Raw genomic sequence first — 24827 nt, forward strand, 5'->3', positions numbered from 1 at the left:
TCAGATCACTCCCGCGTCGGTCAGTTTTGCCTGTTCGGCCGCATCAAGGCCAAGCGCGCCCCAGATCTCGTCATTATGCTGGCCCAGTTCCGGCGCCGGAGCGCGGACAACACCGGGCGTTTCGGACAGGCGCGGAATTACGGCATGCATCGGCAGGCTGCCGATTTCCGCGTCGGGGAAGCTCTCGACCACGCCACGGCCTTCCATGTAATCGTCATCCGCAAGCTGGGCGACATCGGCGACGGGGCCGACCGTCACACCGGCTTCCTCGAAGATGGCGAGGCATTCGGCCTGGGTCCGCTCGCCCATATAGCCGGCGATGATCGGGTCCAGCACGTCGTTATGCTTCACCCGGTCGGAATTCGTCCTGAAGCGCGGGTCGTCGATCAGCTCCGGCCGGCCGATGGTGCGGAACAGCCGTTCCGCCATGGCCTGGATGGAGCCGGACAAGGCGACGTATTTGCCGTCCTTGCAGCGATAGGTATTGCGCGGTGCGGTCAGGTTGGACCGGCTGCCGGTGCGCTCCGGCACCTTGCCGCTGAGCGCGTAGTTCGCCGCTTCCGGGCCGAGAATGGCGTGGATCGGCTCGAACAGGGAGAGATCGATGCTCTGGCCCTTGCCGCCGGACACCTCGACATTCCTGAGCGCCACCATGACCGAGAAGGCGCCATAGAGGCCGGCGATCATGTCCGCCAGGGCCAGGGGCGGCAGCACCGGCGGCCGGTCGCCGAAGCCGTTCAGGGCGGCAAACCCGCTCATTGCTTCCACCAGAGAGCCGAAGCCCGGCTTGTGTTTCCACGGGCCGGTCTGGCCCCAGCCGGAGACCCGGACCAGCGTCAGTTTCGGGTTCAGTCCCTGCAGGACGTCAGGCCCCAGACCCCAGTCCTCCAGGGTGCCCGGCTTGAAGTTCTCCACGATGGCGTCGGCGGTTTCCACCAGCTTCAGGAACAGCGCCTTGCCCTCGGGCTTGCGCAGATCGAGGGTGATGCTCTTCTTGTTCCGGCAATAGACCTTCCAGTGCGTCGCCACACCCTCGGTCCGCCAGTTGCGCAGATCGTCGCCGAAGCCCGGCCGCTCGATCTTGATCACCTCGGCGCCGTAATCGGCCAGCACGTGCGTCACCATGTTCCCGGCGACGAGCCGGGAGAGATCGAGCACCCGCACGCCGTCCAGCGGCAGCTTGGCGTCGCTCCTGTAATCGCTTTCTGGATACCGTCCGGCCGTGCTCATGCCGCGGCCTCCCCGGCGCCGGCGCGGGCTGCAGCCAGGAAATGCCCGGTATCGGCCTCGGTCGTATTGAAGGCGGTAACGAGCCGGATGCCGACGCTGCCGTCCTCCGCTTCATCGAAAGCATAATACTGGCAGCCGGCAGAGCGCAGGGCCTGATGCACCGGCCCGGATATCCGGGCGAAGATCTCGTTGCCCTCGACCGCGTGCAGCAGCTCGACCCCGGGCAGAGCCGCGAGACCGTCCACGAGGCGGCGGGCGGCGCCATTGGCGTTCTTTGCGTAAGCCAGCCAGTTGTCATTCTCGAGATAGGCGGCGAGCTGGGCGGAGAGGAAGCGCATCTTGGAGAACAGATGGCCGCCGCGCTTGCGCCGGAACTCGAAATCCTGCGCCGCCTGCGGATCGAAGAAGATCACCGCTTCGGCCGCGAAGGCGCCGTTTTTGGTGGCCCCGAAGGACAGTGCATCCACCCCGGCCTTCCAGGTCGCCTCCGCAGGCGAGCAGCCGAGGCCGAGCATCGCGTTGGTGAACCGGGCACCGTCCATATGCAGCCTCAACCCGTGCGCATGGGCAACATCGGCAATGGCCCGGATCTCGTCCAGGCTGTAGGCCGTGCCCTTCTCCGTCAGCTGCGAGATGCTGACCGCCGCCGGCTTGGCGTGGTGCACCGCCGAGGCCGCGCTCGGGTCGCCGAGTTTTTTCGCCAGCGTGTCGGCGCTGAACTTGCCGTTCTCGCCCGCCAGCAGGGTGAGCTTACCGCTACCGATATAGAATTCCGGCGCCGTGCATTCGTCTTCTTCGATATGCGCGCCCTCATGACAGAACACCACGCCATAGGGCGGCGCCAGCACCGACAGGGCCAGGGAATTGGCGGCGGTCCCGGTGGCGACCGGATAGGCGGCAAGCTCCGTCTCGAAGGTCTCGGCCAGCCGGCGGCGGACGATCTCCGTCAGATCGTCATTGCCGTAGGGCATGGCGAAACCGGATGAGGCCTGCTGCAGCGCGGCCATGATTTCCGGTGCCGCGCCGGCAACGTTGTCGCTGGCGAAATTGACGTTCCAGGTATTGGGAGTGCTGCTCATTCTTACTTTTCCGGGGCAATATTGAAGACGCCGAGCTGTTTGCCGGTCGCCAGGTCGTAGACCAGGAGGCGGACCTTCCTGTTCTGAAGGTTCATCTGCAGGATCATCCGGCCGTCATGGAACTGGGCCGGGCCGAGTCGGCCGCCATTCGGGATCGCCACCTCGACGGTGCCGAACCCGGTCGCGATCTGGCGTGTGGCCTGCCCTTGCGGCGCAGCAGCGGATGCGACCGGAGCCGCTTTGCCACCGTCTCCGCCGAGCCGGGTCGCGACCGTATAGGCAATCACGCCGAGCCCGCCGAGGATCATCAGCCCCATCACCACAACCGCTATTTTTGCCGGCAGAAGCCAGCCCGGTTCAGGCCGCTTTTTGTTTTCATCGCTATCGGGTAGGTTCGCCGCCATGGATCCTGCTTCAGAAAATTTTCAGATAGAGATCGTGTCCGGCGACGCCGAGGCACGGGAAGAGAATATCGACCGCATTGACCGCTGGCTCGCCGGGCGTCTGGCCGGGATGCCTGACATTCCGAACCTGTCCCGGAGTCGGTTGAAAAATCTCATCCTGGAAGGCCGCGTCAGCTGCGGAGAGGCGACGATAACCGACCCCTCCGGCACGGTCAAACCGGGCCAGACCTACCGGGTCGAAATTCCGCCGCCGGAACCGGCGGCGCCGGAAGCCGAGACGATCGCGCTCGACGTGGTCTACGAGGATGCGGACCTGATCGTCGTGAACAAGCAGGCCGGCCTCGTGGTGCATCCGGCGCCCGGCAGCTGGGACGGCACCCTGGTCAACGCCCTGCTGGCCCATTGTGGCGGCAGCCTGTCCGGGATCGGCGGGGTGAAGCGGCCCGGCATCGTGCACCGGATCGACAAGGATACCAGTGGCCTGATGGTCGTGGCCAAGAGCGACGACGCCCATCAGGGTCTGGTCGTGCAGTTCGCCGCCCACACCATCGAGCGCCGCTACCACGCCGTGGTCCGCGGCATTCCGCCGAAAAACACCGACCGGATCGAGGGCGCCATCGGCCGGAGCCAGCGCAACCGGAAGAAAATGGCGGTCACGGCCACCGGCAAGCCCGCCGTCACCCATTACAAGATGCTGGAACGGTTCGGCATGAAGGCGGCGCTGCTCGAATGCCGTCTGGAAACCGGGCGGACCCACCAGATCCGCGTCCACCTTTCCAATATCGGCCATGCGCTGATCGGCGATCCGCTCTACGGGCGCGGCAACAAGGCGTCCGATCCGGAGCCGATCAGGACCTTCACACGGCAGGCCCTGCATGCCGCCGTGCTTGGTTTCGAACACCCGATAACCCGCGAAACCCTGCGATTCGAAAGCCCGTTGCCGGTGGATATGGAACTGCTTCTGGACGGATTACGCGACAATCCCGCATAAGATATTTTCCCAGCGTGGACAATTGAACCGCAAACAGGCCTTAAAAAACCCACATTCATTCCCCAGATTATAAGATGCGGGGGGAACAGAATGATGTGTTTGGGCGTTACCCCTGTAGCGACGGCGACCGAAACGGCCGTCGAGAAGAATTGAAGGGGAACCATGGCACAAGCGACACAGCTCCCGACAATGTCGGTCGAAGGCAACCTGACCCGTTACCTTCAGGAAATTCGCAAGTTTCCGATGCTGAAGCCGGAAGAGGAATACATGCTCGCCAAGAGCTGGCGGGAGCATGACGATTCCGAAGCCGCGCACAAGCTGGTCACCAGTCATCTCCGGCTCGTCGCCAAGATCGCCATGGGCTATCGCGGCTACGGGCTGCCGATCGCGGAGCTGATCTCCGAAGGCAATGTCGGCATGATGCAGGCAGTGAAGCGCTTCGATCCGGAGCGCGGCTTCCGTCTTGCCACCTACGCCATGTGGTGGATCCGGGCGGCCATTCAGGAATATATCCTGCACTCCTGGTCGCTGGTGAAAATCGGCACCACGGCGGCGCAGAAGAAGCTGTTCTTCAACCTGCGCAAGCTGAAAGGCCAGATGCAGGCCATTGAGGAAGGCGATCTCTCCCCGGAGCGGGTGACGGCGATCGCCACCAAGCTCGAGGTGCCGGAACAGGACGTCATCAACATGAACCGCCGGCTGTCCGCCCCGGACCATTCCCTGAACGCGCCCCTGCGTGTTGACGGGGAAGGCGAATGGCAGGACTGGCTTGTCGACGAAGAAGAAAGTCAGGAGAGCAAGCTCGCGGAAAGCGAAGAGCTCGGCCAGCGCCGGAAGCTGCTTTCCCTCGGCATGGAAACCCTGAACGAACGCGAGCGCTACATCCTGAACGAGCGGCGTCTGAAGGATAACCCGACGACGCTGGAAGATCTCAGCCAGGTTTATGGCATCAGCCGGGAACGGGTCCGGCAGATCGAGGTAAGGGCGTTTGAAAAGCTCCAGAAGGCGATGCGTAACGCGGCAATCGAACAGCGGCTCGAAAACGCATGATCTGAAGACCGGGACCTAACCGTCCCGGTCTTTTTCCCGTTCGGCCTTTTGCGAGTCCGTATCGTCGAGGGCGCCAGCGACGCCGGGGCCCCACTCCTCGACAAGTTCCCTCTGGCGGCGGCGCAGTCGGGCGATGCGCTGCTCGATGCGCATGGCGATGCCCATGGAGACAACGCCCGGCGCCAGCAGATAGATGCACCAGCCCAGTCCGGCAGCGCCAAGCATGCTCAGCCAGGCAAACGGATCCGCCATGATCTCGAATGCCTTGGCGTAGGAATGATCCTCGGACCAGAGCTGTGCGACGAACGGCAACACCCCGACGAAATTCATGCAGCCGACACAGAGCGTCGTGTATTTCTCGCGCCGCCGGTCCACCATCATGGCGGCGAATGTCGGCAGCATGCCGAGCCCCAGCAGCAGAAATGTCGGCAGCGTGAACAACATCAGGCCGCCGCCGATCGCGAAGATAATCACCTTCATCGATGCGGCGTTTGCTGAACTTGCTGCCATGTCAGTTTCCGACTTCCCGTTTCATCTCGTCCGCCCCCGGGAATCCGGAGGACCGTCCACCAGTCTAGATCAAATAGAGGATCACGATAGCAGTCGTTCCCACACTGCCGACCACTCCGGAAATGACCGCCGCCGCCTGCTCGCCGAGTTCCGCCGCCAGACTGTCCTTGTTCTGCAGGTCCAGATTCATCTGGGCGATCTGCACCGCGCATTGGCTGAATTCCTGCTGCGCCCGGGCAAAGCCCTGCTGGTCTCGCTGCTGGGCCTTCTGGTCATCAAATATCTTTAGGATTTCGGCAAGCTGGCCGCTTTCGGACGCCTTCATCACGTTGTTCTCGACCGCGGCCCGGGCCTTGAGGTTGTGAAAACCGTTCACGGCCGGCTTCATCAACTCGACGAACCATTGGCACAGGGCCGGCATCGGCCCATTGCGGGACAGGGTCTGGATCCGGGCAAGCAGGCGGATGACATTCAGGGCGTCGATGGCAGGGCGGGTGTCCGACGAATTGCCGAGCGGACGCAGCAGCCGATCCTCGATGTCCGGCGACCGGGCGCCGAGAAATGCCGCGAGATGCCGGTCCATCGGGATCGGCGGCCTGTTCTGCCCCTGGGCCACCGCCTCGAGCGACGGGATCACTTCAGCCGGGTCGGTGACGTAGAGATGCTCGATCATCGAGCTCATGCAATGAATGTCTTCATTGAGTTCGTAGAGCACACGCTCGATCCCGTAACCGGGACCCGTGCCGTTCATCAGGGTCGGCAGCTTGTCAAACTTCGAGAACAGTTCGAGCAAGTCCTGCTTGGAGCGGGTCTGCACGGACATCCACGGGCCGACCGAGCGGCTTGAGACAAAGGCGGCGACTTTCTGCCGCGTTGCGTCATCGTTGAAGTTCAGTGCGAGGGTCGGGCCGACACCGTCGATGTGACAGGAAAACCCCTTGTGCCGGATCGGCGCGCTCGGATCCAGGCCGATGGCGACGCGCGTGACAAGACGGGCATCCTCGTCCTTCGGAGCATTCTGAATCCCGTTTGCGCCGCCGGTCACCTTGTTGACCGCTTCGACCACGGCCTCGTCACCGAGAGAACGCCGGAGCCAGTTATCGAAATCCTGCCCCCGGATCATTTCCGCCGCGGTGCTCCAGTTCCTTCCGATCGCGTGGGCAACGGCCCGCACATTCTCATAGGTGCCACCACCGACCGTCAGCGGCCGCGCAGCCCGGGTCGGCAGTTTGACCTGCTTCGGGGTGAGACGCCGGCCGCCAAGCCAGAGTTCGAGATCGCGGATCGTCCAGCGTTCCCTGGAATCATCCGTCAGCAGGCCGCGCAACACCTCGACCATGTTCATCTGCAGTCTGGTGCCGCCGATCAGGCAGGCATAGGAGCCGAAATTGATCCGATCGAAAATCATCCGTTGCGGATCGGACGGTTCCGGCAGCATGCGGCCCGTGAGCAGCGAGAGCAGCGTCACCCCGACCGAGAACAGGTCATCCAGCACGCCACCGTCGCCGCGTGCCGTACGATCGGCCATGGCGCATTCCAGGCTTTCACAATTATCCGGCTGGAAATATCCGGGCGGGCCGCTGACACATTCGCCGAGCATGACCGACCGGCGCGAGACATCCGAATAGAACAGATTGTCCGGCCGGATGTTTCTATGCGTGACGCCGCGCTGGGACATTTCCCGCATGGCGGCCACAAGAGGTGTCAGAAATCCGCGCGCCAGCTGCTCGTCGGTAAAGGGTTCGATGATCTGTCCGGGATCGCTGAAGAGTCTCGCGCCCCGCGGCCGGTCCAAGATCAGCACCGGCATGCGCCGCCCGGTGATGGTCCAGTTCACGACACCATGGTCATGCACACGCATCAGATTGTGATGCGGGAATCCCTTGAGGCCGTTGATCGCTTCGACCCTGAGCGGCACCTTCGGATCGCCGACCAACGCGAAAAAATCGGCGCTCTTGCTGCTTTCAGAGCAGACATAGGCCTTCGCCGACGGGGAATCGAAGTCGGGCAACGGTTGGCCGGGATCGATCTCGAACCGCTCGTTGAGCGTGACTAAATCGGCCATGCGCTGGAGGCCTTTTCATTCTGAAACCGGTTCCGGATCAGGCATGTCTGATGCATCGGTCCCCGCATCGGGTCGAACTGACGAAAGCCGACCGGCCGCTTGGATCGACATAATCCCGGCGGATCAGGCTTCTTAACCTATCCGGTTTCCCAATCTTTTGCCCTAAATGCAAGAAAAAGCATTCACCGCAGAGGCGTTAGCGATCTGATTCTACGGTGTTCTGCCTCTGTCAGCCGCGGAACGGGTCATGTACCAGAATGGTGTCCTCACGCTCCGGACTGGTCGACAGCAGGGCCACCGGGGTTTCGATCAGCTCTTCGACATAGCGGATATATTTCACCGCATTTGCCGGCAGATCGGCCCAGGAGCGGGCTCCGAACGTACTTTCCGACCAGCCGGGAACCGTGGTGTAGACCGGCGTGACCCGGGCCTGCTTGCCGGCGCCGGCCGGGAAGTAATCAAGGGTTTCGCCGTCCAGCTCGTAGCCGACACAGATCTTCAGCTCGTCGAAACCGTCGAGCACGTCGAGCTTGGTCAGTGCGATGCCGTCGACGCCGGAGACCTTCAGAGCCTGCCGGACCATAACCGCGTCAAACCAGCCGCAACGGCGCTGCCGGCCTGTCACCGTACCGAATTCCTTGCCGCGCTCACCCAGCCGCTGACCGTTCTCGTCATGCAGTTCCGTCGGGAACGGGCCGGAGCCGACGCGGGTGGTGTAGGCCTTCACCAGGCCGAGCACATAGCCGATATCGCGCGGGCCGAGCCCGGAGCCGGCAGATGCCTGCCCCGCGACCGTGTTGGAGGAGGTGACGAACGGATAGGTGCCGTGATCGACATCGAGCATGACGCCCTGGGCGCCCTCGAACAGGATGCGCTTGTCGGCCGCGACCGCGGCTTCCAGCTCGCGCCAGACCGGCTTGACGAAGGGCAGCACCGTCCCGGCGATCTCCGCCAGCAGGTCCAGGGTTTCCTGCGGGTCGATCAGCTCTTCTTCGGCGCCTTTCAGGAACACGTTGTGGTGCGCGATCAGCGCACGCACGCGCACGGCCAGGGTTTCCGGATCGGCGAGATCGGAGACCTTCACCGCGCGGCGGGCGACCTTGTCTTCATAGGCCGGGCCGATGCCGCGTCCGGTGGTGCCGATCTTGCCCTCTGCCAGAACCGCTTCGCGGGCCTGGTCGATGCGGCGATGCACCGGCAGGATAAGAGAGGCATTGTCCGCGATAACCAGATTGTTCGTGGTGATCTTCACCCCGGCCTTGCGCAGCGTCTCGATCTCGCTGGCCAGGGCCCAGGGATCGACGACCACGCCGTTGCCGATGACCGACAGCTTGCCTTCGCGGACGACGCCGGACGGCAGCAGGCTCAGCTTATAGACCTGATCGCCGATAACGAGCGTATGGCCGGCATTGTGACCGCCCTGGAAGCGCACGATCACGTCGGCGCGTTCCGAGAGCCAGTCGACGATCTTGCCTTTGCCTTCGTCGCCCCACTGGGCGCCGATCACCGTGACATTTTTCATGTGTCGTCTCGTCTTTCTTGAATTCCGGCCGCGCGATGCGGCACCGGCACAATCAGAGCGCCACCGGCGCTCCGTCCTTCAGGATATGAGTACAGCCGAGGCGGGACGCTTCTAGCCCCGGATCGGGGTCCTTGTCCAATGCTGCGATGGTAACCCAGCCCTGCTGCCGCAATCCGCGCGCCTGATCGACGGCAGTACCGAAGGGCAGATAGAGCCGCTCGGGGCGGGTCGGCTCAGGCAGCGCCTGCAGCACGGTTTCCATATAGAGCGTGAAACCGGTCGAGCCGAGCCCGTCTCCGTCCACCTGGTAGCGTCCACCACGTCCCAGCTCGCCGCGTACCCCCCGCGCGAACAGGCTGAAGCCGAAACCGGTGTAATATTCGAAGCCGCGATTCTCCACCGGGTCTATGGTCATGGCCAGATCGGGGTCGATCGCCGCCACGCTCTCCGCGATGGCGGCGACACGATCGATTGCAGCACGGGCTGCTTCCGGCAACCCGATGCCCGACAGATCGCCGAGCGCGTCCCGCCAGGACCCGGCGGCATCCATGAGTTGGGTCAGCATCGGCGCCAGATCGCCTGCCAGACGGCGCACTTCCGCCGTGTGCTTGCGGTCGATTGCCATGCGCAGGGACCGCAGCCTATCCGCCGGCAGGTCGGAGCCCGCCAGCAGGAGCGGGATCACCCGCGGCGCCGTCAGATCGACGGAGAGATTGCTGACGCCAATGGCGCGCAGGGCTTCCACCGCCAGCAGCACCGGCTCGGCATCGGCCGCCACGCTGTCACCGCCGAGCAATTCGGCGCCAACCTGCACCAGCTGGCGCTCCGGGTTGAGCTGATTGGCCGAAACCCGCAGCACCTCGCCCGCGTAACAAAGACGCAGAGGCCGCGGTTCCTGCTTCAGGCGGGTCGTCGCGATCCGGGCGATCTGCACGGTCATGTCCGCGCGCACACCCATCATCTTCTGCGAGACCGGGTCCATCAGCCGGAAGGTGCTGTCGCTCATGGCCCCGCCCGGTCCGGCGAAGAGCGAGGTCTCGAACTCCACCAGCGGCGGCTTCACCCGGTCATAGCCATGCGACGCGCAACGGGCTATCAGGGCCTCGATGACGGCCGCTTCGTGCGCCGCATCAAGCGGCAGCACATCACGCAGGCCCGCAGGCAGCAGGGCACGCTTGGTCAGTTCGCTCTCGCTGTCGGGATGCGACACGCGGTCTCTCCGGATAAGAAGGCTTGGAAATCGCCTTGTCCTAGCCGTTTTGCGCCGCTGCCGCAACCGGATGGTGCCCCCGGCCCCGCTCCGCGCGAAAATGCCGCCGGACAAGAGGTCGTCATGCGTCTGGGCGATCGCCGGCAACCCCGCCCTGCTGCCCGCCCCGTGAGCACGGCCGTCTCAGCCATTCCGCAGTGACGCGACCCCGACCACCATCGTGACGATGACCATCAGCATCGCGACAACACCCAGCGCTATCGATATGGAGAACGCGGTCAGCACCCCGCTTGCGAAGATCACCCCGACGGCATTCGAGGTGCGCAACAGGGCGAACACTTCCGGGCGTTTATCCGGCGTTACAAGCGTATCGAGGACAAGGGAATAGTACGTTCCCAGGGGCGCGAGGACGCAGCCGATCATGACGGCTCCGACAATGGTCGCCGTGAGGGACAGCTGGAACGCGGCGAGCGCGGCCCCGGCGGCCATAAACGCGAGCAGGAGCACCACGGTCCGGCGGGCGAGGGTGCGATTGTATATGCTGATCAGGATGCCGCCCGTAACCGACGCCAGGCACAGCGGGACCGTGAACAGGATGGCGAGTGCGGGCTCGTACCCGAATTCCAGAGCGAGGGCGACAGCGCCGATTTCTATAGAGGCGACGGTGGCGCCGCCGGCGGCGCCACACATGAGCCACAAGGCGACCGCCGGGGTGAGCACCGAGGTCCTGGCCGCCTGCACCTTCCCGCCGTGGACCGACCGGATGTGCGGGACGAGAAGGACGGGGAGGGCGCCGAGAAGCGCCAGCGCCAGGATGGCGAAGACCGGCGAGATCGTCCCGAGCCCTGAGGCAAGCACCGGCGCAAGAACGAACGTGACCTCGTTGAGTGTCGCCGAGATTCCCAGTGCTCTCGGCAGTCCTGTCGTCGATGTCAGGCTGTTGAGGATGGAGCGCAGATATCCGAAAGCCGCGCCGTTCACCGATCCTGCAAGGGCCGCGAACACGAACAGCCAGACAAAGGGAACTCCCTGCGCGGCCATAGCGGCCATCAGGATCAGGGCGAGCGTCCGGACCACGATCAGGACTTGCAGGAACCTTGCCGCCGGGAAGGTCCGGCCCAGGCGCGTGATCGGAACCGCACCCAGCACCTGGGCCAGCGTCATGACGAGGATCAGCGCGGCGCCCCGGCTGGCATCGCCGGTGAGGCTCAGGGTCAGCAGAGAAAACGCGACGGGAGACGCCGCCTGCGGAACGTTCAGGGTGGCAGACGAAACGAGCCACCGCAGCAGCGCCCACCGGCCGGGAGGCAGATCGGAGAGAGAGGTTTCAGGGAGCGGGCCGCCGGACCGGATATCGGTATGGTCTGTCATGGCGGTACTAAGCGCTGGCCGGTTTCAGCCAGACAGGCCGACCCGTTTCAGGATTGCCTGCAAGAACGAGATTTAACCAAGCCATGGACGGCCCCTTCTTTCAAATGGGCCGGGCCGTTCCCGGACGTTTGTTCCCGTGCAGGGGTGAGGACGTTACCTCACGGTCCCGAACGTACCGCCCCCTTCCCCCATGTCAACGCTGGCTTCGGCAGCTCGAGCGCTTACCTGACGGCGGCCTCTCCCGCAATCCGGCCCAGCGCGACAGCGGTCAGCAGGCCATTGCCGGAGAGATAGCCCGAAATGTCCGGGCCGGAGACGCCGACGGCGGCACCGCCCGCGGCGAACAGGTTCGGAAACGGACTGCCGTCATCCCGCAACACGCGTGCCTCACCGTCGATGGCGAGGCCGCCCTGGGTGTGGAACAGCGCGCCGGTGACACGGACGGCAAAGAACGGATCCTCCAGGCCTGGCGTCTTGCCAAGGTCCCGGCCGAACCGGTCAATTTCATCCGTGTGGGTTGCGGCAATGGCAGCGTCCAGATTATCGAATGGCACGCCAATATGCTCGGCCAGTTCCTCGACGCTGTCGCATTGCCTGACCGCACCGGCATTGACCGCGTCCTTGTAGTCGGGAAATTCCAGCCCGAGCGCATGCAGCCGGGCGTCATAGATATCGAAGGCCACACCGCCCGGCTGCTTCAGCACGTCGACGGCCTGCTCGCTATAGCCCTGATGCTCGTTGGCGAACCGGTCGCCATTCTTGTTCACCTGGATACCGCCTTCCATCATCAGCGCCCAGGTGATCAGGATACGGTGCGGCATGGCCAGCGAGCCGTGCCCCTGACAGGCCGTCAGGTCGCGCACCTCGGCGCCGAGCGCCTCGCCCCAGACGACCGCGTCACCGGTATTGCCCGCATGGCCGTGATATTCCGCCCCCGCCATGGCGGGGATGTTCGCCGCCACCATCTCCGGGTTTCCGCCATAGCCGTTGCAGGCCAGAATCAGGCTGTCGCAGCCGATCAGCTCCGTCGTGCCATCGGGCCGGGTCACCTCGACACCGGAGATCAGGCCGTCCTCATCGGCGAACAGCGTCGTCACCCTTGCATCGGTCATCACCGGGATACCCGCCGCCATCACCGCCTGCAGAAGCCTCGTCAGCAGGGCTTCGCCGGTACGTTCCGACACGGCATGCATGCGGTGCCGGCTGTGACCGGGATAAAGAAAACCCTCCAGCACCTCGAACGGGATGCCATGCTCGTCCTCCAGCCATTCCAGCGCCGGGCCGATGGCCTCGACCACCTCCGCCGCCACCGTCGGATCGGAGCGATCGTGGGACTTGCGCTGAATGTCTTCCAGAAACAGGCCGGGATCGTCGTCGATCCCCTGCTCCTGCTGCCAGCGCGTTGCCGCCGCCGGGATGAAGCCCGAGGACATGGAGGTGGAGCCGAACGGGCTTTCGTCCCGCTCCAGCACCAGCACCTCGCCGCCCGCATCCTGTGCCGCCAGCGCCGCCGTCAGCCCGCAGGCCCCGGCACCGATGACGATGGTCTGGACCCAGGCCGGGAACGCGACATCTTCCGGGGATGCGATGCCGATCATGGCTGCAACCGCCCGGTCACGCTGGCGCAGGTGTCGATCCCGGCAACACTCTTCAGCGCGGCGATGTTGGTTTCGTGCACTTCCGGAGAGAAGGCCGCGCAGCCGTCGGACAGCACGGTGACATGGAAGTCGCGGACATGGGCGTCGCGCACGGTCGAGGCGACGCCGCCGTTGGTGACGATGCCGCCGACAATCAGATGCTCGATCCCGGCCCGGTTCAGCACCCATTCGAGGCGGCTCATATAGAAGGCGGAGAAAGCCACCTTCTCGACCCTGATATCGGCGGGCGCCAGCCCCTCGATCAGGTCCTGACCGAAACTGCCCGGAGCGAAATCGCCCTTGCGCAGGAACGGGCGGAGCTGCTTCAGGTGCGGCGAGATGAAGGGCTCGCCCTCCTTGCCCGGAACCAGCGTGAAATGGGTGGAGACAATCCAGCCGCCGACCTCCCGCATCCGGTCCGCCACCGGTTTCAGCGTCTCCGGCAAGGCCGCGATCTCAGCCGCGCCCGCACCACCACGCGCATAGGCTCCGGCCGGATGCAGGAAATCATTCTGCATGTCGACCAGCAGCAGCGCCGTCGTCTTTGGATCGAAATCTCCGCTCATCAGGCTTTCCTCGCGATCACGAAATTGCCGTAGCTGTCGACCGTGCCCGTGAGGTCCGGATCGACCAGGATGGTGGTGTCCGCCTGCTCCAGCACCGCCGGGCCCGGCACTTCCGCACCGACCGGCAATGACAGACGATCATAGACCGGGCTGTCCCACCATCTGCCGTCGAACCAGATCTGCCGTACGCCGGTACGCGAGGCCTCGACCGATCCGCCTTCGGACGGTGCCAGCAGCGCCAGATCGAATTTCGGGCGCGTGCCGATCACGGCGACCCGCAGGTTCATCACCCTTATGCCGATCCCGTCCAGCAGGCTGCCGAAGGTGGCTTTGTAAGCCGCCTCGAACGCCGCCCTGATCTTCACCGCATCAAGCGCCGATTTGTCGCCGCTCATCGCGTCGGCAACCGGGACGGACACCGTATGGGTCTGGCCGAGATAGAGCATGTCGAACTCCACCAGCCGCTCGACGCCCTCGAAGGCGACATTGGCGCCGTCCAGCAGCCCTTCGGCCTCGATCACGATCTCCTCGACCGCCTCGTTCAGGGCCGGGAGATCGAGCATGTCCAGCATGGTGTTCAGGGTCTGCACCCGGTCATGCCGCATGTCGGCGATGACGCAGCCCAGCGCACTGGTCACCCCCGGATAGCGGGGGACGAGCGCACGGGCGAGGCCGACTTCCTTGATCAGCGCCCCGGTATGCAGCGCGCCGCCACCGCCGAACGGCATTGCCGTAAAGGTCTTCGGGTCGTGCCCGCGCTCAATGGAAACCAGCCGGATGGCGCCCGCCATCTTGGCATTGGCGACCCGGACGATGGCTTCCGCCGCCTCCATCACGGCGATACCGAGCGGCTCGGCGACATGCACGCGAATGGCCTCTTTCGATGCCTCCACATCCAGCCGGTCCAGCTTGCCGCCGATCGGGCGCTCCGCATTGATCCGGCCCATCACGACATTCGCGTCGGTCACGGTCGGGCGCGTGTTGCCAAGCCCGTAGCAGACCGGCCCCGGATCGGAGCCAGCGCTTTCCGGGCCGACCTGCAGCAGCCCGCCCCGGTCCACGGAAGCGATGGAGCCGCCACCGGCACCGATGGTGGTGATCTCGATCATCGGGGTGCGGACGACCATGCCGAAATCGATGGAGGTCTGGGCGGTCAATGCGCTCTGCCCGTCGGCGACGAGGGAGACATCGAAGCTGGTGCCGCCCATGTCGCAGGTGATGATGTTCGGCTCGCCCGCCGCCTCGGCGATATAGGCCCCGGCAATGACACCGGCTGCCGGGCCGGACAGCGCCGTGCGCACCGGCAGCTCCCGCGCGACCTTGGCCGACATGACGCCGCCGTTCGACTGCACGATCAGCACCTGGCCGCCGAAGCCGCCCTCGCGCAACCCGTCTTCCAGCCGCTCGAGGTAGTTGCCCACCGGAGGCTGGAGATAGGCGTTGAGGGAGGCGGTCGAGCCGCGTTCGAACTCCCGAATTTCCGGCAGGATCACGCTGGAGGCGGTGATATGCGGGTTCGGCCAGACCGCGCGGACAGCCTCAAGCGCCACCTTCTCGTTCGCATCGTTGGCGTAGGAATTAACGAAGAAGACGCAGACGGATTCGGCGCCCCGCTCCAGCAAAACCTTCGCGGCCTGCTTCACCGCGTCCGGATCGACCGCGGTATGCACGGAGCCGTCCGCCAGCACCCGCTCATCCACCTCAAGGCGGAGGTCACGCGGCACGACAGGATCGAAGCTGCCCCAGAGGCCCCAGGTCTGCGGCCGATCGCGGCGGCGCATTTCCAGCACGTCGCGGAAACCGGTCGTGGTGATCACTCCGGTGCGGGCGCCGTTGCGTTCCAGCAGCGCGTTTGTGCCGACGGTGGTGCCGTGCACGATGGTGCCGATGGCGCCGAGTTCCACGCCGCCCTCGGCGATGCCGCCGCGAATGCCGACGGACTGGTCCGGCTTGGTCGAGGGGACCTTGGCAACGCCACATGTTCCGGCTGCTTCGTCGAGGAAGAACAGATCGGTAAACGTGCCACCGACATCAACGCCGACGACGGTCTTCCGGCTCAAATCATTCATTGCGCAGACTCCGCGCGCAGGACTTCGGTAGCCGCTGTATCGACGGATCCGTCGGCGGCGATGATTGTGCGATAGGTCTTGGCAGCCGCCTCGGCGCTGACATAGCCGAGCCGGACATCCTCCGCGACGGCGCCGGGCGCGCGCTCCAGCACGTCGCCGTACCCGCCGCCGCCCGGCGTCTCCAGTCGGACCTTCTGGCCCTGCGCCAGCTTGATGCCGACCATCTTCGAGGCCATTGGCGGTATATGATCACCATCCACCTGCTCATAGGTGAATGTGTTCAGGGCCGCATCGCCGCCACCGACCACACCATGCGGCGCGAACCGGCCGCGCTCACCAAAGAGGAAGACATCCGCCTTCTCTTCCAGCAGCTCGATTTCGTAGATCGCCCCGAGGCCGCCGCGATGGCGTCCGGCACCGCCGCTGTCCGGCCGCAGCGCCCATTGGGTGAAACGCACCGGATAGGCGGCTTCCAGGATTTCCATCGGCGGTATGGTCGCCGTCGAGATCGGCGCGTTGCCGTGGTTCAGCCCGTCGCCTTCCGGATTGCCGCCATGGCCGCCACCAAAGAAGGAGAACATCACCCAGCGCTGACCGTTCTTGCGGTGCCCCGCCAACGACAGCGCGTTGATGGTGCCATAAGCGCAGCCGTTCACCATCTCCGGCGCCGCGTCGCTGAGGGCAACGAACACGGTGTCGATGATGCGCAGGATGGTCTCGGTATAGCCGCCGACAGGTTTCGGCGCCTTGACGCTCAAAAGGCTGTCCTCTGGAATGACGAAGGTGATCGGCTCCAGCACGCCCGCATTGGCCGGCACGTCCTTGAAGACATGCTTCAGCGCCACGTAGCAGGAGGCAATCGCGGTCGAGCGGGAGATGTTCACCGGACCGGCGCAGGCCGGCGAGGTACGGGAGAAATCGAGAATCATGGTCTCGCCCTCGATGACGATATCCAGCGCGATGCGCAGCGGCTCGTCGACGATCCCGTCATTGTCGAGGAAATCATCCGCCGAATAGCGGCCGTCCGGCATCTCCGCGATCAAGCTGCGCATGAGCTGCCCGGCCCTGTCCCGCAGCTCTGTCATGGCGCCTGCGACGGTGTCCGCGCCATATTCCCCGAGCAATGCGCCCAGCCGGTCGTTGCCGAGACGCAGCGCGTTGATCTGGCCGTTCAGGTCACCATAAAGGCTGCCCGGCAGGCGGGAATTGGCCTGCATGATATCGATCACGTCCTGCCGCAGCTCTCCCTTGGAGAACAGCTTCACCGGCGGGATCATCATGCCTTCCTGAAAGCTCTCGGTCGCGACCGGGTTGTAGTTCCCCGGCACATTTCCGCCGACATCGTGCCAATGTCCGACGGAGGCAAGGAAGCAGAACAGTTTGCCGTCCCTATAGAAGGGCTGCACAAGCTTGAAGTCGGACAGGTGGGTGCCGCCTTCATAGGGATCGTTGAAGATGAAGACATCGCCTTCGCTGATCCCGCCCGTGGCGCCGAACTTGTCGATCACGGCTTTCACCGCGAAGGACATGGCCCCGACGAAGATCGGCAGGCCGGATTTGCCCTGCACCAGCGTCTCGCCGGTTGTCGCGTGATAGAGCCCGTGGGAGGCGTCATGCGCCTCGGCGATGATCGGATTGAAGGCGCTGCGGAACAGGGTCGCGTCCATCTCGTCCGCGATCTGTTCGAGCCGCCCTTTCAGAACCGCGAGGGTGACCGGATCGAGGGCCGCCATCAGGCGTCCTCCCCGTCATATTTCCGGCCGGCCTCGAGAATGCCCGGCGTGCCCAGCAGGTCGTTCAGCTGCTTGAAGTCCAGCATCCGGTCCTGGAACGGCTTGGTGCTGCCGTGCTCGTGCAGGCTCTGGAAATAGTCGGTGATGGTCACCGCCAGCGCCCGCATCAGGCCACCCGGGAAGATGACGATATCGAACCCGGCCGCCTGCAACTCCTCGGCGGACCTGGCCGGTGTCTTGCCGCCCTCGACCATGTTCGCCAGCAGCGGAATGTCCGCCCCGAAGCGGGAGATCACTTCGGCGATCTCGGCCTCGTCCCGCGGTGCCTCGACGAACAGCACGTCGGCACCGGCGTCCTTGTAGGCTTGGGCGCGTTCCAGGGCGGCCTCGAATCCTTCGACGCCGATGGCGTCGGTGCGGGCGATGATCTGGGTCGCCTCGTCCCGGCGGGCATCGACGGCGGCGCGGATCTTGCCCGCCATTTCCGACCTGGAGACCAGCGCCTTGCCGTCCAGATGGCCGCAGCGCTTCGGCATCGCCTGATCCTCGATCTGGATCCCGGCGGCGCCGGAACGCTCCAGCAGGCGGATTGTGCGCTGGACGTTCAGCGCATTGCCGAAGCCGGTATCGGCATCGACGATCAGTGGCAGGTCGACCCGCTCGGAGATATGCGAGACCACGTCCGCCACTTCCTCCAGCCCGAACAGGCCGATATCCGGGCGGCCGAGACGGGTATAGGCGATGGAGGCGCCGGAGACATAGAGCGCCTCGAAGCCGGCATTGGTCGCCGCCATGGCGCTGAAGGCGTCGAACACGCCCGGCGCCACAAGGATCTCGGGCTGTTTCAGCCGCTGTTTCAGGACGCTTGACGGCGTCATGAGTGTTTCTCCAGTTTCTGCTCGAGATAGGGAACGAGCCCGCCGGCCGCGACAATGCGGCGGAGATGCTCGGGAACGGGTTCGGCGGCGATCCGCGCGCCGGTGGTTGTGTTGGTGATGGTGCCGCTGGCCGGATCGAGGTCCAGTTCGTGCCCGGCCTCGATATCCGCCTCGGCGTCGGCGACCAGCGCCAGCAGGCCGAGATTGAAAGCGTTGCGGTAGAAGATACCGCCGAAGCTCTTGGCGATGACGGCCTTCACGCCGAGCAGGACAAGCACTTCGGCCGCCTGCTCCCGGCTGGAGCCAATGCCGAAATTGCGGCCCGCGACGATGACGTCGCCCGGCTGCACGTTCGGCGCGAACTCAAGATCGATGGCTTCGAGGCAATGCTTCGCCAGCTCCTCCACCGGGCCCTTCATGTAGGCGCCGGGGGCGAGCAGGTCGGTATCGACATTGTCGCCGTATTTCCAGGCTTTGCCGCTCATGGCCTGTTCTCCGCCAGGAAGGGGCGCGGGTCGGCGACACGCCCGCGCACGGCGGTCGCGGCAACGGTATAGGGCGAGCCGAGATAGACTTTCGAGGAGCGCGCTCCCATCCGGCCTTTGAAATTCCGCGCGGTGGAGGCCATGCAGGTCTCGCCCTCGGCCAGCACGCCCGCGCCATACCCGGCACAGGCGCCGCAGCCGGACGGCATCAGGATGGCGCCCGCTTCCGTCAGCTTCGCCAGCGTGCCGTCAGCGGCGGCCGCGGCGGTGACACGGGTCGAGGCCGGGGCCAGCAGCAGGCGTGTCCCGCTCGCGACCTTGCGGCCGCCGAGCACTTCGGCCGCCATATGCAGATCTTCCAGCTTCGCGCCGGTGCAGGCGCCGATATAGCACTGGTCGACCGGTGTATCGTCCGCATCCTCGACCGGCCCGGAATTGGCCGGGCTGTCCGGCGCCGCGACCTGCGGGCCGAGCGCGGTAGCATCGAACTTGTGGACCACGCGGTAAGCCGCATCCTCGTCACCGGCAAAGGCCGTGCCCTCGTCCGGATCGGCGCCGGCGGCGCGGATATAGTCCGCCGTCGTCCCGTCAGCCGCGATCAGTCCGGCCTGGGCGCCGAGCTCGGCCGCCATGTTCGACATGGTCATGCGTTCGGTCATGGACAGACCGGCAATCGTGCTGCCGGTATATTCCACCGCCTGATAATCGCCGCCATCCATGCCGAGCGTGGCACAGAGCTTCAGCATCATGTCCTTGGCCGACGAGCCGTGCGGCAGGGTGCCTGACCAGTCGATCCGGATGGTCTCCGGCACCCGGATCCAGGTCTCGCCCGTGACCAGCACGCCCGCCATGTCCGTCGCCCCGACGCCGAACATGTAGCAGCCGAAAGCCCCGCCCGTCGGCGAGTGGCTGTCGCCGCCGACCACGAACATGCCCGGCTTCAGATGCCCGCGTTCCGGCAGCACCACATGGCAGATGCCCTGCTGGTCATAGAAGCCCTCGATCTCCTGATCCTTCACCCAGTCCCGGGTCAGTTTCAGGATCGCGGCGCTCTGCTGGTCCACCGCCGGGACGTAATGGTCGGAGATCACGACCACCTTCTTCGCGTCCCAGACCTTCACGCCGAGGCGCTCCAGCACCGGTTTCACCCGGCGCGGCCCGCCACTGTCATGGATCATGGCAAGGTCGACGGCGCAGGTGACGATTTCCCCCGCCCGGACGCTCCCCTGCCCGGCCGCCTGCGCGATGATCTTTTCCGCCAGTGTCATGCTCATGTCTACATCCCCAGATAGGAGCGGCGCAGCTCCTCGTCATGCATCAGATCTTGCGCCGGTCCCTCGACCGTGATCAGGCCGTTCTCCATGACATAGGCCCGGTCTGCGATTTCCAGCGACTGGACGACATTCTGCTCCACCAGGAAGATCGCCAGCCCTTCGGCCCGCAGCTTCTGGATCAGCGCGAACATCTCCTCCACCAGCAGCGGCGACAGGCCCAGCGACGGCTCGTCCAGGATCAGCAGGCGCGGCTCGGCCATCAGGCCGCGTCCGATGGCCAGCATCTGCTGCTCGCCACCGGACAGCGTGCCGGCATACTGGTCAAACCGTTCCTTCAGGCGCGGGAAGATTTCGACCACCCGATCGATGTTCCGGGCCCGGTTCGGCGTGCCCCGGCGGTAGGAGCCAAGCTCCAGATTTTCCCGCACGCTCATGTTCGGAAACACCCGACGGCCTTCCGGGACCTGGATCAGGCCGCGATCCACGACTTCTTCGGCCCGGGCCCCGGCAATCTCGATCCCGTCGAACCGGATGCTGCCGGCGAACGGCTTGTAGATGCCGGAGATATTGTTGTTCAGGGTCGATTTGCCCGCACCGTTGCTGCCGAGCAGGGCGACCAGCTCGCCCTCGCGGACCTTCAGCGAGACGCCGTGCAGCACCTTGGCCTGACCGTATCCGGCTTTCAGATCCGTGACCTCAAGCATTGCTGACTCCTGCGGACTTCATCCGCTCGCTCGCCCCGTGCCCGAGATAGGCCTCGACCACTTTCGGATCATGCGCAATCTCGACCGGGCTGCCCTCGGCAATGATCTCGCCATAGTTCAGCACATAGGCCCGGTCGGAGAGCTTCATCACCGCCTGCATGACATGCTCGATCAGCAGGATGGTCACGCCGGCATCCCGGATCTGCTGGATGATGGTGACGATCTCCAGGATCTCCGTGGCGTTGAGCCCGGCCATGACCTCGTCCAGCAGCAGCAATTTCGGCTGTGTCGCCAGCGCCCGGGCCAGCTCGACCCGCTTGCGCCCGGCGACGGTAAGATCCCCTGCCGACTGGTCCAGCATGGCGCCGAGGCCGACCTGCCCGGCGATCTTGCCGGCAAAGGCGAGCGCATCCGCCCGGCCGGCGATCCTTGTATGGGCGCCGACGGCGATATTCTCCTGCACGCTCAACCCGGCGAAGGGCTTCACAACCTGGAAGGTGCGGACCATGCCGCGCCGGCAGATCTCGTGCGGCTTGCGCCCTGTGATGTTCCGCCCGTCGAGCACTACGCTGCCCTCGTTCGGCTTCAGGAAGCCGGCGATGCAGGCGAACAGCGTGGTCTTGCCCGCCCCGTTCGGGCCGATCAGGGAGACGATCTCGCCCTCGGCCACGGTCAGGCTGGCGCCGTTGACGGCGACGAGGCCGCCGAAGCGCTTGGTCAGGGAGGAAACCTCAAGCATTGCCGCCTCCCCGCTTTGCCATGAATTTCCGCCAGAGCACCTCCAGCAACCCGACAAGCCCGCGCGGCATATAGGCCAGTATCAGGACAAGGATGATGCCAAACAGGATCAGATCGACGCCCGGCCGGTCCCCCAGCATGGCGCCGATGGTCTCCTTGGCGAACTCGCCGACAAGATGGATGAAGGCGGAGCCGAGCAGCGGGCCGAGCACGGTGCCGACGCCGCCGATGATGGCCGCGAACAGCGCCTCGACCGACTTGCCCGGTCCGTAGGCGATGCCCGGATCGACAAACAGGAATTTCTGCACGTAATAGATCCCGGCGAGCGAGGTGACCGCGGCGGACAGGCAGATCGCGCCCATCTTCACCCGGAAGGGATCGATGCCAAGCGCCGAGGCCGCATCCTCGTCCTCGCGCACGGCCTGGAGCTGCGCGCCGAAACGGGAATGGTTCAGCCAGCCGGTCACGGCGAAGCCTATCAGCAGGAAGGCCAGGATTGTGTAGTAGTACCCGGCTTCCGACAGGAACGGCCCGGCGAAGGTGAACTGGAAGGTGGCCAGTGCCTGCTCCGGGTCCTGGTTCAGCGGCAGCTGCACGCCGCGCCCGCCCTCGGTGACCGTCACCAGCGAGCGGGACAGTACGTGGAACGCCTCTGCGAAGGCCAGCGTGACCAGCGCGAAGTAGGAACCGCGCAGGCCATAGCGGAAGCTGAGAAAGCCGACAAAGGCGCCGACCGCGACCGAGCCGCCGATGGCGATCCACAGGGTCAGCCACGGACTCCAGCCGAGCTTGTATTGCAGCAGGGCCTGCAGATAGGCCGCCGTACCGAAGAACAGGGCGTGGCCGAAGGAATACTGCCCGCCATAACCGCCGAGAATGTTCCAGCCCTGTCCCAGCAACGCGGCGAACAGGGTGATCTCGATGAAATCCATCCAGCGCCCGGAGCTGATGGCGAAGGGCGCCGCCAGCAGGGCGCCGATCAGCACGACCCAGCCGATCCGTTGCATGTTCCCGCTATCCATCATCGCGGCCCTCATGACTTCTGTCCGAACAGGCCGGTGGGTCGGAGCAGCAGGATCAGGATGAAGATCGCCGAGATGGTGATCAGCCCCAGGCTCTCGCCAAGATAGAGCCGGCCGATCTGCTCCGTCACGCCGATGATCAGGCCGCCGACAAGAGCGCCGACGAAGCTGCCCATGCCGCCGAGCACGACGACGGTGAAGGCGATCAGCACGAACAGATAGCCGACCTGCGGGAACACCGCATAGGTCGGCGCCAGCAGGCTGGCGGCCGCGGCGACGCAGGCCGTGCCGATGCCGAAGCTGACGGCGAAGATATGCTCGACATTGATGCCCATCAGGCGGGCGCCGTGCCGTTCCTTGGCGACGGCGCGGATGGCCTTGCCGGTATCGGTGAAGCGCATGAAGCCCCAGAGCGCGGCGGTGATCACCAGCGAGCCGACGAGCGCCGCGATCTGCGGCCAGACGACATAGACGACCCCGAGGTCGATGCCGTCGAAATCATAGGGCACCTGCACGTTCCGCTCGTTCGCCGAGAAGGCGAACAGGGCGACATTCTCCAGCACGATGGAAACCCCGAGGGTGGCCAGCAGGATGATCTCGTCCCGTCCGTGATTGGTCCGGCCGATCACGCTGCGCTGCAGGACGTAGCCGAAGAGATACCCCCCCGGCACCACGATCAGCATGGCGAGGTAGGGATCGATCCCGAACAGGCTCCACAGGAAGAAGACCGCATACATGGACAGCATCAGCAGCGTGCCATGGGCGAAATTGATGATGTGCAGGACGCCGTAGATCAGCGTCAGCCCGAGCGCGACCAGGGCATAGATCGCACCGAGGAAAACGCCGCTGATGGCGGAGCCGAAGACCGTCTCGAGCGAGTAGGACGGCAGGTTGAGGCCGAGAAAATCCATGAAAAACTATCGCGTTCGGGCCGCGTGGCACGGCGGGAGCGCTAAACGCTCCCGCCGCCAGTTCAAGTCAGGTCGAGCCTCAGGCCGGGCGCGGGAACACCGCGGCCTTGGTCGCGAATTCCTTCGGTGCGACAACCTCGATTTCCTTGTCCAGCACCTGCATGACCATGGCCTGTGCGCCCTGGTTCTGGCCGTTGACCATCTTGGTCGGGCCGTAGGGCATGAAATGGCCGGACCAGGTGCTGGAGGCCATCGCCTCGGTGATCTTGCCGCGATCGGCGGAACCGGCCCGCTCCATCGCGTCCACCGCGAACATCACCGCCTCGTAGGCCAGGAAGACCTCGTAGGAATAGGACAGGCCCGCCGCCTCGGTCTTCTGGCGCAGGGCCAGAGCCGCTTCCTTGCGCGGATCGAACCAGTGATTGCAGTCCATCACAAAGTCGGCCGCATCCGGGAACTCGTTCACGAAACGGTACTGCGAGGAGGCGCCGCCGAGCACGGAATAGATCGCCTTCGGCTTCACCCGCTGACGCTGCAGGGTGCGCAGGAACAGCACGCCGTCGCCGTAATAGTGCGACGGGATGACCAGATCCGGGTTCAGTTCCTTGATCTTCAGGGCGATGTTGTTGAAGTCCTTGTTGCCGGTCGGGTGCGGCAGGATTTCCTTCACCTCGAAACCGGCCGGGGTCAGGTTCTTCTCCAGGAGGCCGGCCATGCCGCTGCCGAAGGCGGTCGTGTTCTCATGCACGATGACGACGGATTTGGTCGGGCTGCCGGCATCCTTGTTGATGGCGATCAGGTGATCGACACCCTCCTTGGTGATGGTGCCGAAGCCCGGGCCGAAGCGGAAGGTGTTTTCCAGGCCGCGGGTGACGATCTTGTCGCTCACCCCGACATCGACGACATGCGGGATGCCGTATTTCGCGGCCGTCTGGGTGGTGGCGAGGCAGATACCGGAGGCATAGGCGCCAACGACTGCGGAGACGCCGGCCTCGTTGAACTTCTCGACCTCGGCCGCGCCGATTTCGGCTTTCGACTGGGCATCGCCCAGGATTGCATCAAGCATCGCACCGCCGAGCGCCTTGATGCCGCCGGCCTCGTTCACTTCCTCGACCGCGGCCAGCGCGCCGAAGCGGCACTGGGTGCCGGAGAACTGCAGGAAGCCGGTCACCGGATGCACGATTCCGATCTTCACCGCGTCGGCGGCCCGGGCGATATGCGGCATGCCGAGCGTTCCGGCAGCGGCAACGGCGCCGCCTGCAGCAACACCGGCCAGCACCTGGCGGCGCGAGAGATGATTGAATGTGTAGGTCTTTTTCATAGCCATTCCCCTGTTTTGACTGCTCGTCTGTTTTTGACTGCTCGTCTGTTTTGTTGG

22 protein-coding genes are annotated in these 24827 nt (G+C 65.0%); 2 read left to right on the forward strand and 20 right to left on the reverse strand.

Annotation, left to right across the window (positions count from 1 at the left end):
• Genes RH950_RS20115 through RH950_RS20125 form a run of 3 tightly spaced genes read right to left on the reverse strand, consistent with a single transcriptional unit; the run spans window position 1 to window position 2713 of the window.
• Window positions 1-1230, reverse strand: coding sequence for a CaiB/BaiF CoA transferase family protein (locus RH950_RS20115; RefSeq protein ID WP_350059537.1), 1230 nt, complete (start codon window positions 1228-1230; stop codon window positions 1-3).
• Complete coding sequence (locus RH950_RS20120; protein ID WP_350059538.1) at window positions 1227-2309, reverse strand: threonine aldolase family protein; 1083 nt, start codon at window positions 2307-2309, stop codon at window positions 1227-1229. Before RH950_RS20120 ends, RH950_RS20115 begins: the two co-directional genes overlap by 4 nt.
• Window positions 2310-2311: 2 nt before the next feature.
• A complete protein-coding gene (locus RH950_RS20125) occupies window positions 2312-2713 on the reverse strand; it encodes a hypothetical protein (protein WP_350059539.1) in 402 nt (133 codons plus the stop codon).
• 34 nt (window positions 2714-2747) lie between these two features.
• Between RH950_RS20125 and RH950_RS20130 the strand changes: the two genes are divergently transcribed.
• Together RH950_RS20130 and rpoH are read left to right on the forward strand one after the other, a co-directional pair.
• Window positions 2748-3704 (forward strand): RluA family pseudouridine synthase, encoded by a 957-nt coding sequence (locus RH950_RS20130; protein ID WP_350059540.1) that lies wholly within the window; start codon window positions 2748-2750, stop codon window positions 3702-3704.
• Between the two features lie 162 nt (window positions 3705-3866).
• Complete coding sequence (rpoH, locus tag RH950_RS20135; RefSeq protein ID WP_350059541.1) at window positions 3867-4754, forward strand: RNA polymerase sigma factor RpoH; 888 nt, start codon at window positions 3867-3869, stop codon at window positions 4752-4754.
• Between the two features lie 15 nt (window positions 4755-4769).
• Here the strand turns inward: rpoH and RH950_RS20140 are convergent, their stop codons facing one another.
• The 17 genes from RH950_RS20140 to RH950_RS20220 all read right to left on the reverse strand — a co-directional run bounded on the left by RH950_RS20140 (window position 4770) and on the right by RH950_RS20220 (window position 24770).
• The gene (locus RH950_RS20140) at window positions 4770-5264 is read right to left on the reverse strand and encodes a hypothetical protein (protein WP_350059542.1); all 495 of its coding nucleotides are present in this window, start codon (window positions 5262-5264) and stop codon (window positions 4770-4772) included.
• Between the two features lie 64 nt (window positions 5265-5328).
• Window positions 5329-7329, reverse strand: a complete 2001-nt coding sequence (locus RH950_RS20145; RefSeq protein ID WP_350059543.1) for a protein kinase family protein — start codon at window positions 7327-7329, stop codon at window positions 5329-5331.
• 229 nt (window positions 7330-7558) lie between these two features.
• Complete coding sequence (locus RH950_RS20150) at window positions 7559-8851, reverse strand: adenylosuccinate synthase (RefSeq protein WP_350059544.1); 1293 nt, start codon at window positions 8849-8851, stop codon at window positions 7559-7561.
• Between the two features lie 52 nt (window positions 8852-8903).
• Entirely contained in the window at window positions 8904-10061 is a 1158-nt protein-coding gene (locus RH950_RS20155) for an ATP phosphoribosyltransferase regulatory subunit (RefSeq protein ID WP_350059545.1), read from the reverse strand.
• A 183-nt stretch (window positions 10062-10244) separates the two neighbouring features.
• The gene (locus tag RH950_RS20160) at window positions 10245-11432 is read right to left on the reverse strand and encodes an MFS transporter (protein ID WP_350059546.1); all 1188 of its coding nucleotides are present in this window, start codon (window positions 11430-11432) and stop codon (window positions 10245-10247) included.
• A gap of 221 nt (window positions 11433-11653) precedes the next feature.
• A complete protein-coding gene (locus RH950_RS20165) occupies window positions 11654-13030 on the reverse strand; it encodes an FAD-dependent oxidoreductase (protein ID WP_350059547.1) in 1377 nt (458 codons plus the stop codon).
• Window positions 13027-13635, reverse strand: coding sequence for a cysteine hydrolase family protein (locus RH950_RS20170; protein ID WP_350059548.1), 609 nt, complete (start codon window positions 13633-13635; stop codon window positions 13027-13029). The genes RH950_RS20165 and RH950_RS20170 overlap by 4 nt, the downstream gene beginning before the upstream one ends.
• The gene (locus RH950_RS20175; RefSeq protein WP_350059549.1) at window positions 13635-15704 is read right to left on the reverse strand and encodes a hydantoinase/oxoprolinase family protein; all 2070 of its coding nucleotides are present in this window, start codon (window positions 15702-15704) and stop codon (window positions 13635-13637) included. The genes RH950_RS20170 and RH950_RS20175 overlap by 1 nt, the downstream gene beginning before the upstream one ends.
• Complete coding sequence (locus RH950_RS20180; RefSeq protein ID WP_350059550.1) at window positions 15701-17437, reverse strand: hydantoinase B/oxoprolinase family protein; 1737 nt, start codon at window positions 17435-17437, stop codon at window positions 15701-15703. The genes RH950_RS20175 and RH950_RS20180 overlap by 4 nt, the downstream gene beginning before the upstream one ends.
• Window positions 17437-18315 carry an isocitrate lyase/PEP mutase family protein gene (locus RH950_RS20185; RefSeq protein WP_350059551.1) on the reverse strand — a complete coding sequence of 293 codons (879 nt, stop codon included), beginning with the start codon at window positions 18313-18315 and terminating at the stop codon, window positions 17437-17439. The genes RH950_RS20180 and RH950_RS20185 overlap by 1 nt, the downstream gene beginning before the upstream one ends.
• Window positions 18312-18800: a LeuD/DmdB family oxidoreductase small subunit gene (locus RH950_RS20190; RefSeq protein ID WP_350059552.1), complete on the reverse strand. Its 489-nt coding sequence runs from the start codon at window positions 18798-18800 to the stop codon at window positions 18312-18314. Before RH950_RS20190 ends, RH950_RS20185 begins: the two co-directional genes overlap by 4 nt.
• Complete coding sequence (locus RH950_RS20195) at window positions 18797-20074, reverse strand: 3-isopropylmalate dehydratase large subunit (protein ID WP_350059553.1); 1278 nt, start codon at window positions 20072-20074, stop codon at window positions 18797-18799. Before RH950_RS20195 ends, RH950_RS20190 begins: the two co-directional genes overlap by 4 nt.
• Before the next feature lie 2 nt (window positions 20075-20076).
• Complete coding sequence (locus RH950_RS20200; RefSeq protein WP_350059554.1) at window positions 20077-20778, reverse strand: ABC transporter ATP-binding protein; 702 nt, start codon at window positions 20776-20778, stop codon at window positions 20077-20079.
• Window positions 20771-21517: an ABC transporter ATP-binding protein gene (locus tag RH950_RS20205; protein ID WP_350059555.1), complete on the reverse strand. Its 747-nt coding sequence runs from the start codon at window positions 21515-21517 to the stop codon at window positions 20771-20773. The genes RH950_RS20200 and RH950_RS20205 overlap by 8 nt, the downstream gene beginning before the upstream one ends.
• Window positions 21510-22553: a branched-chain amino acid ABC transporter permease gene (locus tag RH950_RS20210; RefSeq protein WP_350059556.1), complete on the reverse strand. Its 1044-nt coding sequence runs from the start codon at window positions 22551-22553 to the stop codon at window positions 21510-21512. Before RH950_RS20210 ends, RH950_RS20205 begins: the two co-directional genes overlap by 8 nt.
• Window positions 22550-23449, reverse strand: coding sequence for a branched-chain amino acid ABC transporter permease (locus RH950_RS20215; protein WP_350059557.1), 900 nt, complete (start codon window positions 23447-23449; stop codon window positions 22550-22552). The genes RH950_RS20210 and RH950_RS20215 overlap by 4 nt, the downstream gene beginning before the upstream one ends.
• 79 nt (window positions 23450-23528) lie before the next feature.
• Complete coding sequence (locus RH950_RS20220) at window positions 23529-24770, reverse strand: ABC transporter substrate-binding protein (protein WP_350059558.1); 1242 nt, start codon at window positions 24768-24770, stop codon at window positions 23529-23531.
• Window positions 24771-24827: the final 57 nt, after the last annotated feature.

Source organism: Nisaea sp. (assembly GCF_040217065.1).
In the GTDB taxonomy this organism is placed as follows: Bacteria; Pseudomonadota; Alphaproteobacteria; order Thalassobaculales; family Thalassobaculaceae; genus Nisaea.